Genomic DNA, 13,260 nt, shown 5'->3' on the forward strand with positions numbered 1-13,260 from the left:
AAACCGAGTGTAATTAATGTTCACACAAATATGGAAAGGTTGGACTACGGGTGTTTCCGTTATCTTTACGCCGCTGTTCTTAGTTGCTGCTTTGGTACAACCTGACGCCCCTGGTAATATGCTTTTAGCCGTACCATTAGTTCCGATCATAGCTGCTGGGCAAGGCGTGTTAATTGGAGCGCTGGTTTGTCTTGGTCTCAAAATATTGTCATTTAAAAATTAACATGAGTGCCACAAACTCTAACAAGCAGCAGCACGAACGCCCGGCAAAAAGCGCCGGGCTGGACGGCCTACACGCCGCTTCACTCTGTTTCGGCCGCCCGTGTGCTGGGCGTTACGTGTCAAAACAGCCTAGCGCATGAGTGGATTGCCATGATTCTTTATCAATATCGAGGCGTCATAGCTGAAGAAAGAAAATTTCAATTTTTTATTGATCTGATTAAAGATGGGTCAATGATGTTTTCGAAACCTTCAGATTTTAATGACCCGTTTGACTGCTGCCCGACGCAGTTCAGTGAGTTCCCAGAGAATGAGTTGCCTCATGCTGTAACTGATGCGATGAACCATCATATCCAACAGGCCACTTCCCATATTGTAGGAGTTTCTTGCCTAACACCGCACCCGGATCGAATGCTAATGTGGAGCCATTATGGAGATCAGCATCGGAGTGTATGTGTTGGTTTTGATACGGAAGTTTTGATGAAAGACTGCCCAAAGAACAGTGAAGGGAATCCCCTTTACTCAGAGGTTAGAAAAGTTGACTATACAAATACACGACCGGATGAAAATGATCAAAACGCCATATTTAAAAAATCCAAAGAATGGTGTTATGAAAATGAATATCGGATTGTCAGCTCTGCTAAAAAAGGACATCCACAGTGGGGTCCTGGTGTATGGAAAATACCTAAAACTGCAATAAAAGAGGTAGTAATAGGAGCGCGAGTGCCGCACGATCTACAAGAAAAAATTGTTAATGAATTAAAGTTTCACAGGCCAGATATTTTACGAAAAAAAGCTGTGCTACATGCGCATACTTATGAGCTCAAAATCGAGAATCTCGACACCCAGCCTAAAGTTGCTTCTATGAGTGGTTATGTACGAGGGCCCAATGGTGATTGGATCAACACGTAACAAAGCCAAGCACGAACGCCCGCAAAAAGCGCGGGCAGGACGGCCTACACTGCGTTTCGGTCGCCCGTGTTGGCTGCGTTATGTGAATAGCATGATCAAATATACCGTTATTTGCCTTGGCCTTTTTTGCTCAATGGTGCATGCCAAGGACATCGAAATTGAAGTAGACGATTGCGGCCCTCTTGCAAGAGGCGAGCTTGGTGTCGTTTTCAGCTTAAAGCCGCATGGCTCTGGTATTTCATATTTTGCGAAAGGCCCAGCCATGGAAGTTTGCACGAACTTAACTAAAGCAAAGAGGGTTATTGGCTACGTAGAACCTTATTGCAAGAACTTCGAGCCTATTCACCCTAAAGAATGTGACCATAGAAAGGTATTTGTAATTAAGGAGTATATTTTTGAGTAAATCACATAACAAGTTGCTCAAGTACACTCCGGTCGCAAAAAGCGCGGCCTCCGCGGGACAGCCTACACTACGTTTCGGCAGCCCCTTAGCAAGGCGCTAAGTTTTATACACAAGTTTTTTCAGTTTTATTATAAAAATCAATGAGTTACAGTTTGTACGTTATAGGGGCTACAAATTTGGCTGGATAATTATGCAGGACTGGGTCAGGGACGAAGTGAAAAATCAGGTTATGGGTGATACACGATTGAATAAGCGCTTGTCCAATATTCTCAGTAATTTAAGTTCCGACCCAAAGGGTAGCATTCCCTGTGCAAACAAGTCTTGGGCAGAAACCTTTGCAGCCTATCGATTTATCGAAAATGATAAAGTCAGCTTTGACTCCATTATGAGTGGCCATAAATCAGCCACTCTTGAAAGAATCAAGGTTCAACCAGTTGTTCTTATCCCTCAGGATACCACTTTCCTAAATTTTGCTACCGATTTAGAAAGCAAAGAAATGGGAACACTCCGACGCAAAGAGACTAATCAGCAGCTCCTACATACGTCTATCGCTATAACACCATCCAGAGATAATCTGGGTATTATTGAGGGTAGCATGTGGCAGCGAGATAAAGAATCTAGTGCTAATTCTCGCTATACCAAGTCGATACAAGATAAAGAGAGTCGACGCTGGCTAGACCATTATGAATCAGCTTGTGAGATACAAGAGCGCTGCCCTGAAACCACGATTGTGAGCATCGCGGATAGAGAGGGGGATATTCATGAGTGGTTTCAATTAGCTGAAGATCAAAATGAACAGCGGCGTGCAAGCTATATTATTCGAGCCAAGGCTAATCGTAGTTTAGAGATCGAAGGAGAAGATACGACTTTACTTTGGGACTATATGACCAAGCAGAAGTCCATCGGGAAATACTCAGTAGGTATCCCCAAAAGGAATGGACAGCCAGAAAGGGAAGCTAAGGTCAGTGTATCCATTGCAGAAGTAAGATTGCAGGGAAAAGGAAAATCAAAACGACCTCTTTCTCTCTACGCAGTCTTTGCTAAGGAATTAAGCCCACCAGAAGGGGAAAAAGGTATTGAATGGATGCTGCTGACCGATCTTGCAGTTGAGGACTTTAAGCAAGCGAGGATCATTATTGAGTGGTATCGAAGTCGATGGGAAATTGAAACCTATTTCCGAGTGGTGAAAGGCGGATGCCAGATAGAAAGTAATCGCTTTAGAACCGAGCAGCGAATGCTGAACTGTATTGCAATCTATATGATTATTGGGTGGCGTCTACACTCCATGACAACACGGGCACGAACGCTTCCTGATACGTCGTGTACGAAAGTCTACTCTGAAAAAGAGTGGCGTATGATATGGATAATGCAAGCTAAAACCTCCCCACCAAATGAAGCTCCAAGTATGAGAGATATAACTCGTATGTTGGCAGGACTTGGAGGCTTTCTGGGGCGGAGCGGCGATGGTGAGCCTGGAGTTAAAACCGTTTGGCAGGGGTACACTAAACTTCTCCATTATATGGAGGCAGCAGAGGCTTTAAATGAACTTAAATGATGTGTATAAAACACAGCTCAGGCGTTATGCATCATTAGAGAGTTACCCGTATCGATGAAAGAATCGGATTTTCCTGAGGGCACCGAATTTTATATCAAGGAATTTGATGTCCCCTTAGCTCATATACCCACTAAAGGCTGGGTCAATTTTTTCGGTGGTAATGCTCGTGCTTACAACGTTGAAGGCCTTAAGCCTGGCAACAACTGGCCAGCAAGTTCGTTCGGCGAGTGGCTAAAAATAGTTAATGAATCTAAAAAGTGATTGTGCCTTGCAAATGCGTAACAAGATCCGGCACGATCACAAATGCTACGCATTTGTTGGACCTCCGGCGCTATCGCGCCTCCGGGCCGTGCGGATAGGCGTTAGGCTCCATCAATCCTCAGTTCATGATAAAAAAGGAAATTAGAGAGTGAGTAAAAATCCATGGGAAGTGCCTGAATGGCATGCTCTAGGTCGAGAAGCGTCATTAGTCAGGCATCTAATTGGCTCAGGAGCGACGGCCATAGGCAAGGCTAATTACGCAGATAAGATGGGCGAGTACTACACTGCGTTCTTTGGTCTTTCTGTTGGGTTAGAAAGACTTTCAAAGTTAATACTCGTTGCGCATTACGCTATCGAGAATCATGGAAAAATGCCTGACGAAAAAATCGTAAGGAAATTCGGCCACAAACTTATCGAATTGGCCAATGAGGTTGAAAGAATTTCCGAAAAGATGAATCTGTCGCTAAGCTATTCGCGCCCAACACAAGATATTGCCCAAAAAATACTAGAATGTTTGGATTCATTTGCTGATGCACGACGAGGTAGGTACGCAAATTTCGCTTCATTAGATAATCCCAATTTAACGGCCGATGAACCTATTAACAAATGGTGGGGGGAAGTGGCTGAGTGCATATTAGAGAAACACTATTACGATAAGGCCACACAGAGGCGTATTGAAGGTAGAGCTGAATTAATTGACTCAATGATTTCACCATTTACGATGGTAATTCAAACAAATGAGAGTGGGTATACTATGCAAGACGTTGAATCTGCCTCTATACGTACTGGCAAGAATGCCATTGTACAAAAGTGGGGTAGGTATCATTCTTTGACGATCGCCCGCTGGCTTTCAACTGTTTTATCCGAGCTCTCCCACATTGCCTGCCATACGCATGGGATAGACGGTTTTTTCGGTCTAAACGAACACTTTTATAGTTACACGGTTGACGATAGTTTTTTAAAGACGAGAAAAGTATGGCCTCTGTAGCTCTAAAAAGCCTAACAAATCAATCAACTTCGCGCCTTCGGCGCCGGACGCGCTAAAGCGCGCCTGTTATTGAGACGTTATGTGTCTATAGGAAATTAGAATTGTACGAACGTCTACCAGACAAGGAGCCAACATCATTCGAGTTAAAGATCTTCAAGTGGGTATTTCTTCCTGTAATTGCCATTGGTTTATTTCTTATATTCTCTGACGTAAGCAAAGGTCGGAATAAGTGTGAGAATATCTGCCTCGAAAAAGAGTTCCCTGATTTTCGTTATACCCCAAGCGGGCGTTATGGCATTGGTGGCAATACGTGCCACTGCTTAACAGAAGAAGAAAGTAACATTAAAAATCGCATACCCGAGGGTACTCGTGTATTTTGAACATCAACACATAACCAGGCTAGTCAAGCTCGCTCACCCCCCTTCGGGGCTGGGCTGGACAGCCTACGCGTTGCTTCGGCTGCCCTTGCTAGCGGCGTTAAATTTCAAGGAAACATCGAGCATTGAAAACTACAGACTCTGCTGAAGAGCAAGAAAAAGGACGGTTAGCTTTTTGGCTCGACCCTACAGATATCGAGTTTCTAACAAACGAATGGAGAAAAATCCCAGACGATGCGCCCGAGCAAGTCAAAGAAGCTTGGGAGCGCATTGCTTTTCGAGCATCATCGGCTTTGTATAAGGCGGGAATCAAAGTAGAACCTAAGTTTCCCGAAGATAATGAGAAATACAAAATTTAACAAGTGACTATGGTTACTCGTCAAGTTTTTAAGCCATACTTTCATCCCAATAGGTGTTATTTTTCACCATCGTATTCAGGATGGTAATCTGCTTTCTCATGCAGGCAATCAGAGCAACCTTTTTAGGTTTACCAGCGTCGACTAATCGCTTATACATCGGCTTTAATTTGGGATGATGCTGAATGGCTGACATGATGGAGACAAACAAAACTGTTCGTACACGATGCCTTCCTCCTCGAATATATCTCTTTCCCTGGAAGCTGCCGCTATCACGGTTCATCGGAGCGATACCTACAAGTGCAGCGATTTCTTTACGGTTCAATTTTCCTAGTTCGGGAAGTTCACTCATCAGCGTATAAGCCAATACATTTCCGACCCCTTTGGCACTCAACAATAGGTCGCGCCTTTGCCGCCACTCAGACACACTGTTAACCAGTTTATCCAGTTGCTTGTCGATACCTTGTAACTCTTTCTTGATGGTGTTTAGAATGGTCTGGATAGGTTTGTGTACTGATTTCGGCATCCTCTGAAGCCGATTCTTTTGCATTGTACTCATCTCTAAACACTGACTTCTTACAGCCAGTAAGTCACTGATCTCCCTAAGCTTTACTGGCTTTAGCTCCGATAGTCTTGGCTTCATGGCCTCACCAAAATGTGCAATATCCATTGCATCTAGCTTGTCAGTTTTGGCGAGGCGCCCTGCGGATTTAGCGAAGCTTCTTATCTGTGAAGGGTTGCAAACAACAACAGGTAATCCTGCTCTGTCAGCGGCGCAAACAAACTCTAATTCGAGTCTTCCTGTAGACTCTATTAATACTCTTTGAGGTTTAAGAGGTTGTAATTGTTTAATGGCATCCTTAATGCCATTTTTATCATTGGCAACACTAAAGAATTGGCCAGTAGGTCTCACATAAATATCGAGTTGTTTACTGCTGGTATCGATACCGACATTGATCTCTTGAGGTTCCATAAGATAAGCTATCTCCGCCTTGCTATTCGGGCTCGAGGCCCACATGACTATCCGAGTTATGCCTAGTGAGTGCTTATCACGTTCATACTTGTTATCGGTCTTTTACGAACCAGTCAAGCAGCGAACTGTGATAAACAAGGCCTTCGGTGGCCGCCGAAGGTGGGTCTCAATTTACCCGTTAACGAAAAGGATTTTCAACATCAGAATCAGACAAGAGCAATCATACAAGTACAAGCAGGTTGCTACGTGCCTTCGGCCCTTCGCGGGACGGCCTACGCTACGCTCCGGCCGCCCCTGTTGTAGTCGTTCAGGCTGTAGAAAAACTCTTAAAAAGTAGCTTTTTTGTTAAAATGGAGGTCTTGATGTCGAGATTATCCATATGCCCAATTTCAAACGTTACGATTACAACCAAGATGCAATGGTCGTCATCAATTTCGAAGAACAACTACAACCTGAAACCTTTGAGTTTACACTTCATCATTTGATTGATGACCATATTGACCTCTCTGTCTTCCATAAAAAATATCAAAATGATAGCGGCGGGCGAACCGCTTATGATCCAGCTATCCTCCTGAAAATCACATTGTTTGCTTACTCAAAAGGCATTACCTCAAGCCGTGAAATTCAATGGCAATGTGAGAATAATATCCTCTTCAAAGCACTGTCATGCGATACCGTTCCGCATTTTACTAGTATTGCAAGTTTCGTAAGCAGTTATCCTGATGCGATTGAGTCGGTGTTTGAGAAAGTGTTACTGGTCTGCGATCAGCAGGGGCTGCTTGGCAACGAACTTTTCGCAATAGATGGATGCAAGATGCCATCCAATGCCAGCAAAGAACATTCGGGGACTTTTAGAGAGCTAGAACAGAAGCAGGAAAAAATTCGCAAGAAGATCAAAGATTGCCTCAAAGAGCACAAGAGGCTGGATGGCAGGAAACCTAAAGAAAAAGAGCGAAAGCAAGCGGTAGCTAAAGCGGCGGATACGCTGCAGAAACACTTTGATAAAATTGATCAGTTCTTAAAAAATCACTCCCCCAGGATGGGGCAAGGTAAAAAACCTAAAGAAGTGAAAAGTAATATCACGGACAATGAATCAGCTAAGATGACTACCAGCAAGGGAACCATTCAGGGCTATAACGGTGTTGCCGCAGTTGATAGGAAGCATCAGATAGTTGTTGAGGCCCAGGCCTTTGGAGAGGGCCAGGAGCATCATACATTGAAACCTATTCTTGATGGCATCAGTTGCCATTATCAGAATATAGGAATAGATGAAGACATCTTGGCCAAACAGGTCATCATTACTGCTGATACTGGATTCTCCAACGACGCTAACTACAACTACCTGCGAGAGAACGGCATCAATGCCTACATACCTGATAATAAATTCCGTTCACGAGATAAAGCTTTTACAACGCAAAAAACCAAGTATGGCAAGCGCAATCAAAAAGGTAGGGCTAATGTCCAGAAGACTACCCCAGCTAGTGAATTTACATTCAACAAGAAAAAGAAAACCTGTATTTGTCCTGCAGGAAAATCCATGCTTTTGTTAAAAGAAGAGCATGTCAGTGAAGGTAAGAAAAAACTATTGTTCGAAGGGCGCCTCACTGACTGCAGGAAATGCAGCCTTAAAAAACAGTGCATGCGAAACCCAGATTCTGCCGACTCTCGAAAAGGACATGGAAGGCAAGTATCCCTAACTTGGACAAACGGACGGACAGCCACTGACTGGATGAAAAAGCGGGTTGATAGTATCGAAGGCAAGACCATTTATGGGCATCGAATGTCTGTTGTTGAGCCTGTGTTTGGGAACATTGGTACCAACAAGCGATTAAATCGCTTCTCGCTACGAGGAAAAAGTAAGGTTCAGGGACAATGGCAGATGTTCTGCTTGGTACATAACATTGAAAAGTTGATGAGATGTGGCAGTATTCACTGATTGAGGATGAATTAAGGGCGTCAAGACGCCTAAATTTAATACAATGAAAGAAATTTGGTGGTATAGCTAAATTTAGCTCGAAATTTAAATTAGAGGAGCCTGAGGAGTGACAGCTTTTTCTAAAACTGTTTTTCTACAGTCTCGTTAGGCACCAGTATGCACAAAAAGGATATTACAGTTGGCTATGCCTGCTTGGAGTGCAAGAAAGTCTTCAGGAAGCACAAATATACCCAGGATAAACGCGGAAACTGGGAGCCTGTAGAGTACGAGGTTGTCTGCCCACAATGCTCAAGGGTAATGTTTGAAACGGGCTCTGCCTTCAAGGCCCCAAAGGTCACCGACACAAAGGCATGGGCCAAACTTAGGCCGTTATTCGAAAGTGGCTACAAATTTAACCCAGATTTCGGCAGTCCATTCGAGGAGCCCCCAGCTGTAAAAGAGGTGCCCCGCAAAGCTCCTGAGTCAGAATTTAGAAAACCCGCGTGGAAGAGGCGTAAAAATGCCTAACAAAGCCAAGCACGACCGCCAGAAAAGCTGGCTGGACCTACATTCCGCAGCTTCGCTGCTCCATTTCGGCCCGTGTTGGCGGCGTTATAGCTAAGACTTACCCACGTTTAGTAGACACCCTGTATAGTTAGGTTTAGGCCTAACACGGAGGTGTATCATGGGTAAGAAAAGAACTCAGGCGTATACGGAGGAGTTCCGCAGAGAAGCAGTTAAGAGAGCGGAAAAGGCTGGAGCAACAACGGCTTCTGTGGCGCGAGAGCTAGGCGTCAGCGCACAGCAGATCTACAACTGGCGTCGTCAATTTAATCGACTGTCTGATAAGCAGTTCAATAGTTTAGACGGTGTCGACTATTCCAAACAGGAAAGCGCTGAAGTTCGCAAACTCAAGAAGGAGCTGCATGAAGCTCGTCAGGAGGTTGAGTTTCTAAAAAAGGCAGCTGCGTACTTTGCGAACCACCAAGAGTAAAGTACGCACTGATACAAGAGCATTTAGGGGCATTCCCGGTTAGCTTTATGTGTCGGTGTTTAAAAGTTTCAAGATCGGGTTATTATCGATGGCGGGGGCGGTTGCCACCTTCTGTGCTTTGCTATTCGGGTTATGCCTAGTTAGTGTCTATCACATTCATACTTGTTTACGGTCTTTATAAGCCGGCTCAGCAGCGAAATTTGGCATACAAGGCCTTCGGTGGCCGCCGAAGATACGGCTCAATTTATCCATGAGTAGAACGGGTTTTCAAAATTAGAGTTAGGCAAGGATAAATATATAAACGTATATTGTTTTCCTCTATTGCAGCTGGACAATATACGTTATGTACCAGTTGCCGTAAATATGAATGTTGGAGCTAATATTGGAAGATAAATATCTTATTTTTTACCAATAATAAAGAATTGAGTAGTTTAAGAGTTAAAATGCTATTTTGTAAATTACTGGGAAGTGAAGTTTTGAGATTTTTATTGTATTTTTTTATTATTTTGACTGCTTCTTGTGCTACTAAAGTTAGTAATGGTTCGGGATGGGTAAAGCCAGAAACTACAACTATCAGCTGTGAAGACTTTCACAATGTACCTACCAAGCTGGGTATCTTGACTAATAACGTCTGGAATAAATATGCTGCAGAAGATGACCCTTGGTCCCAATGCTTGGAGAAACGACTGGTAGAGGGGGAGTTACAATTTGGTTGGTCATGGTCTTGGCCTTTGAGTCGACGGGTAATTTATTCCCAGCCACAAATAAAAATAGGATCTTCCCCCTGGGCGCCGGAACCTAAGTTTGATGATACATTCCCCTTAAAGATATCCAGTCTGGCGAATCTTGATATTTCACATCATACAGAAAGTAAGTCGAGCGGGGATTATAATACGGCTACGACGATGTGGTTAACTTCTGAAGCTTATAGAGGGCGTAAACCAAATCGTTCGGTAATAGCGGCTGAAATTATGATCTGGACATATTTTACTGACGGACATTTCAACCCTGCGGGGATAAAACATAGTGAGGTATCGATTAATGATTCAGTATGGGAGGTTTGGTACCATAAGAATTGGAAGGATATGTCGGGAGTAAATGATAATAATTGGGTGTATGTATCATTTAGGGCCAAGCACCCTTCCATGATTGCCTCTATTCCTGGTTTGGAATTACTGAATTACGCAGTTCGAAATAGTTTAATCCCCAAGGGTCTATTTATTGCCGATATAGAACTTGGGAATGAAGTTATGAGTGGCTCCGGAATTACATGGGTAAAGGATTTTACAGTTGATTATCAGGTGAGAGAATTGTGAATTTGTAGATACTGTTGATTATATATTGCTACAAGTTCCTTTTCTTTTGAAGGCCGAGATACCTATGCTGCCAGATTAAATCTATTTAATTGATAAACCCAAGGAGCTTGTGGAAGCTTGGAGTGAAGTATTTGAAGATGTTGAAATTATAGGCGCTTTCGAGGGTGATTTCTTTTCCCAGTCAGCTGAGGCAATAGTTAGCCCTGCCAATAGCTTCGGAATTGTGGATGGAGGGTTGGATCTGCCAATTAGGGATAGGCTCGGTTTTCAAGTAGAGGATCGGGTGCAAGCACGGTTCAAATACGACTTTCATGGAGAACTTCCGATAGGATCAGCAGTAGTAGTACCTACCTCCCATGAGAATTGGCCATATTTAATGTCAGCTCCAACTATGCGAATGCCGGAAGATGTTTCCAATACGCTAAATGCATATTACGTTTTTCGAGCAATCTTAAACTCTGTGCAGCTATTTAACCGATCAAACTTCCCGGAGGGAATTAACTCGATTCTATGTGGGAACAGGTATAGATAACTTATCGGCTAGGCGCTGTACAGGCCATATGTGAGCAGCCTATAACTCCTTATCCAAGCCTTCAAGAATACCCAGTTATACAGAAATACATGCAACATATAAGAGGGATGCAATTAGCTTGCTAGTGCATAGTAAGTATCTTTATAGAAAGTGAGTGAAAAATAGTCAGGAAAGCCTTAAGCTGCATTGAGTTGAGAAGTACATCTTCTTTTAGCAGATTAAGGCTTTAGGCATAAGTACCAGTACTAGGGGGATACTCTATGGCGTTTGATTACGGCTCGATTGATTTGGGCCTGAAGAACCCTTTTAAGAAAGAAGGCCGGGTTACCGCAATTAGGGGGGGAGTTCAGTTCATTGTTGCCCTAATCTTGCTGTTTATCGCTGCTGGCCAAGTGAAGTCGGACCCCGTAAGTGGTTGGGTGCTTGTCGTAGTGGGGGCAATCCTGCTGGTCGGCGGTATAAGGGCTCTATCAGGCGGTATTTTGGCCTTATTGCGCTTCTTTGTAGGTCGAAATCATCCGGTATCATTAGCTTTCAACCATTCTAAATCTGAAACGAGTACGGCATCAGAAGAGAAGAATGAAGTGGCTTATACCGCTTCCGGCTTAGAAGAGATGTTAGTTGGCCGTAAGAATCCAACTTTTCTAGAGCCTAAGGGCTTCTTGGCTCGGGTATTACACAGTATCTTCCCTAAATTGCTTTATATGCCATACCCCATTCGAAATATGGCTCAGGCACAGTTTGGCGCATGGGTAAGTACATTAACTGTCTTGCTCTCTTATGTCATTGTCGCTTTTATTTGTCTCAGTGGTTTTGCTGGTGATATGGGAGAAAAGCTATTCCCGATGTACTCTGCCATCGCTTTACTTTATACATTGATTGTATGGCACTCTGCGAGTAAAGATATTTCACGGGAAGCCCAGAAAAGTGTAGCGAGCCTTACGGGGGGAAGTATTGCAAAAACGATATTATTCTCGATTGTGGTGCCTCTGTTGCTAGGATTGGGGTTAAGTTTAGGCGTTGAGGCTTTTAAGGGGGAAGGTACCACTTCCCTAGATGAAATAATCAGTGTGTCCGGTGTATTGGCTGAGGCTTTACCGAGCTTTAGCCCGTTCTTTTATATTCTAGGGGTTATATTTGTAGGCGCTGCTTGTAGTTTCGCTGTTGTCTATATGCTGCGCTTTAGAAGCGAAATTGCAAACCCGGTCACTGAGGTTTCTGAATTAAGGGATAACTGGCAGGAATCGGTTCACCCGAAGGAAATCTTTATAAACTTGGATAACCTTGTGATGGCAAATCGTCGTTATAAGGAAGTGCCCAATCGTATTTACAGAGAGCTTGATCCAAAACTTGAAGAGCAAGTGGATGGTAAAGGTTCATTCAATGGGGAAATGATTCAGGAAGTACAACCTACCGTTCGTCCTGTTGATTTGGGTGATAAATTCAAGCTGATTCGCGATATTAGTCTTTTCGCAGGTAATGCGCTCTATATCGTTGTTACTGCGCTGGCTATTTGGCTGGCATACTCTTTGATTGATGTTATTCACTTCTTTCAGCCGGAATCTCTTACAGCCATTAAACAGGAGTTTGGCGCCTTAGACGAGGAAGTTGGCCGCTTAGCTCTGCTAGAACAGTATATTTCAGCAGGCGGCGCTCTCTGTATGGCGCTAATTCACCTGCTATTGATAGGATTTATTCTTAATACATTTGCTCGTTTGTTAGTCAATGCGGCACATATCTTCTTTGCTGAGATGCAGTTTGAATCACTATTGGTGTATTTTAAATGCGAAGGGACATTCACTGAATCTAAGATCTCAACGGGCACTGGAATACATGACAGTACTCGTTCTGAAAATGTGCTTGTCAGAAGTTCGATCACGCCTTGGGTGATAGTAACCAGGGTTGTCTCAAGTACATTTGCCGCATCTGGCATGAGAAACTTGGAGTATCCAAGGCATATACTTGAAATGCATAAGTCTGAACGCGACTTATCTGAAATCAGGGATGACGTAATTAGTTTCTTGAAAGATAGAGAGTCTATTGCCTCCATTACAAGCAACAGAGACTTGGAAAACACTTCGAATATTCATGCTATTAATCAGCAAAGTCGCGCTCTGCCAATGACAGAACAGGGACAATTAGCTCAAGATGAAAATGCGGCTGGTTATTTGAGGCAAGAAGATAAGGACACGGTTGAGTAGGATTTACAGCCTTTTCTTTGGCTCTACTGTCACTTACTTTGAGTGAAAGTGATAAAAAAAGCTGGCAAGGTTCGGAGTCTCTGGACCAGAAAGAGAATTCCTGGTACCCCTTGCCAGCTGAGGGTACTAGGCTAGCAAATTACGTATTTTTAGTAATACTGAGCCCCTAAGATTGACCGTATTTGCTGGTAGAATTACAGAAAAGTACTGTTTTATCTTTATTGTTAGGTACACAAGACTACTTTTGTTGGTATTTAA

Annotated in this window: 14 protein-coding genes; 13 read left to right on the forward strand and 1 reads right to left on the reverse strand. The window is 43.5% G+C overall.

Translation table 11 applies throughout. The features are described from left to right. The first annotated feature begins 16 nt into the window (after positions 1-16). The 7 genes from ACYX4J_RS05045 (at position 17) to ACYX4J_RS05075 (ending at position 5,074) form a co-directional block, all read left to right on the forward strand. The gene (locus ACYX4J_RS05045) at positions 17-223 is read left to right on the forward strand and encodes a hypothetical protein (protein WP_476178009.1); all 207 of its coding nucleotides are present in this window, start codon (positions 17-19) and stop codon (positions 221-223) included. Positions 224-228: 5 nt separating this feature from the next. Beyond that, positions 229-1,131 carry a DUF2971 domain-containing protein gene (locus ACYX4J_RS05050; RefSeq protein WP_476178010.1) on the forward strand — a complete coding sequence of 301 codons (903 nt, stop codon included), beginning with the start codon at positions 229-231 and terminating at the stop codon, positions 1,129-1,131. A gap of 91 nt (positions 1,132-1,222) precedes the next feature. Further along, complete coding sequence (locus ACYX4J_RS05055) at positions 1,223-1,534, forward strand: hypothetical protein (protein WP_445361306.1); 312 nt, start codon at positions 1,223-1,225, stop codon at positions 1,532-1,534. Positions 1,535-1,724: 190 nt separating this feature from the next. Then, on the forward strand, positions 1,725-3,089 hold the full coding sequence (locus ACYX4J_RS05060; protein ID WP_445359869.1) for an IS4 family transposase: 1,365 nt from the start codon (positions 1,725-1,727) through the stop codon (positions 3,087-3,089). Between the two features lie 54 nt (positions 3,090-3,143). Next, complete coding sequence (locus tag ACYX4J_RS05065) at positions 3,144-3,350, forward strand: hypothetical protein (protein ID WP_413664925.1); 207 nt, start codon at positions 3,144-3,146, stop codon at positions 3,348-3,350. 148 nt (positions 3,351-3,498) lie between these two features. Then, positions 3,499-4,338, forward strand: a complete 840-nt coding sequence (locus tag ACYX4J_RS05070) for a hypothetical protein (RefSeq protein ID WP_413664926.1) — start codon at positions 3,499-3,501, stop codon at positions 4,336-4,338. Between the two features lie 502 nt (positions 4,339-4,840). Further along, positions 4,841-5,074: a hypothetical protein gene (locus ACYX4J_RS05075; protein WP_476178011.1), complete on the forward strand. Its 234-nt coding sequence runs from the start codon at positions 4,841-4,843 to the stop codon at positions 5,072-5,074. A 28-nt stretch (positions 5,075-5,102) separates the two neighbouring features. On the opposite strand, the gene ACYX4J_RS05080 is transcribed toward ACYX4J_RS05075, so the two are convergent. Then, positions 5,103-6,044: an IS110 family RNA-guided transposase gene (locus ACYX4J_RS05080; protein ID WP_445361041.1), complete on the reverse strand. Its 942-nt coding sequence runs from the start codon at positions 6,042-6,044 to the stop codon at positions 5,103-5,105. 379 nt (positions 6,045-6,423) lie between these two features. Here ACYX4J_RS05080 and ACYX4J_RS05085 point away from each other — a divergent pair, with 379 nt between their 5' ends. The 6 genes from ACYX4J_RS05085 to ACYX4J_RS05110 all read left to right on the forward strand — a co-directional run bounded on the left by ACYX4J_RS05085 (position 6,424) and on the right by ACYX4J_RS05110 (position 13,002). Next, the gene (locus ACYX4J_RS05085; protein ID WP_476176935.1) at positions 6,424-7,980 is read left to right on the forward strand and encodes a transposase; all 1,557 of its coding nucleotides are present in this window, start codon (positions 6,424-6,426) and stop codon (positions 7,978-7,980) included. Positions 7,981-8,136: 156 nt separating this feature from the next. Then, complete coding sequence (locus ACYX4J_RS05090; protein ID WP_476178012.1) at positions 8,137-8,487, forward strand: hypothetical protein; 351 nt, start codon at positions 8,137-8,139, stop codon at positions 8,485-8,487. 157 nt (positions 8,488-8,644) lie between these two features. Next, a complete protein-coding gene (locus ACYX4J_RS05095; RefSeq protein WP_282933834.1) occupies positions 8,645-8,953 on the forward strand; it encodes a transposase in 309 nt (102 codons plus the stop codon). Between the two features lie 476 nt (positions 8,954-9,429). After that, entirely contained in the window at positions 9,430-10,269 is an 840-nt protein-coding gene (locus ACYX4J_RS05100; protein ID WP_476178013.1) for a GH12 family glycosyl hydrolase domain-containing protein, read from the forward strand. Between the two features lie 109 nt (positions 10,270-10,378). After that, positions 10,379-10,801 carry a macro domain-containing protein gene (locus ACYX4J_RS05105; protein ID WP_476178014.1) on the forward strand — a complete coding sequence of 141 codons (423 nt, stop codon included), beginning with the start codon at positions 10,379-10,381 and terminating at the stop codon, positions 10,799-10,801. Between the two features lie 260 nt (positions 10,802-11,061). Continuing rightward, positions 11,062-13,002 (forward strand): hypothetical protein, encoded by a 1,941-nt coding sequence (locus tag ACYX4J_RS05110; RefSeq protein WP_476178015.1) that lies wholly within the window; start codon positions 11,062-11,064, stop codon positions 13,000-13,002. Positions 13,003-13,260: the final 258 nt, after the last annotated feature.

The organism is Microbulbifer sp. ABM4_008 (assembly GCF_056311705.1).

What these genes read in the sequence shown, in the direction of transcription:
- ACYX4J_RS05060 (WP_445359869.1), top strand. Translation starts at nt 1,725, where the DNA reads ATGCAGGACTGGGTCAGGGACGAAGTGAAAAATCAGGTTATGGGTGAT.
- ACYX4J_RS05065 (WP_413664925.1), top strand. Translation starts at nt 3,144, where the DNA reads ATGAAAGAATCGGATTTTCCTGAGGGCACCGAATTTTATATCAAGGAA.
- ACYX4J_RS05090 (WP_476178012.1), top strand. Translation starts at nt 8,137, where the DNA reads ATGCACAAAAAGGATATTACAGTTGGCTATGCCTGCTTGGAGTGCAAG.
- ACYX4J_RS05080 (WP_445361041.1), bottom strand. Translation starts at nt 6,044, where the DNA reads ATGGAACCTCAAGAGATCAATGTCGGTATCGATACCAGCAGTAAACAA.
- ACYX4J_RS05045 (WP_476178009.1), top strand. Translation starts at nt 17, where the DNA reads ATGTTCACACAAATATGGAAAGGTTGGACTACGGGTGTTTCCGTTATC.
- ACYX4J_RS05085 (WP_476176935.1), top strand. Translation starts at nt 6,424, where the DNA reads ATGCCCAATTTCAAACGTTACGATTACAACCAAGATGCAATGGTCGTC.
- ACYX4J_RS05055 (WP_445361306.1), top strand. Translation starts at nt 1,223, where the DNA reads ATGATCAAATATACCGTTATTTGCCTTGGCCTTTTTTGCTCAATGGTG.
- ACYX4J_RS05095 (WP_282933834.1), top strand. Translation starts at nt 8,645, where the DNA reads ATGGGTAAGAAAAGAACTCAGGCGTATACGGAGGAGTTCCGCAGAGAA.
- ACYX4J_RS05110 (WP_476178015.1), top strand. Translation starts at nt 11,062, where the DNA reads ATGGCGTTTGATTACGGCTCGATTGATTTGGGCCTGAAGAACCCTTTT.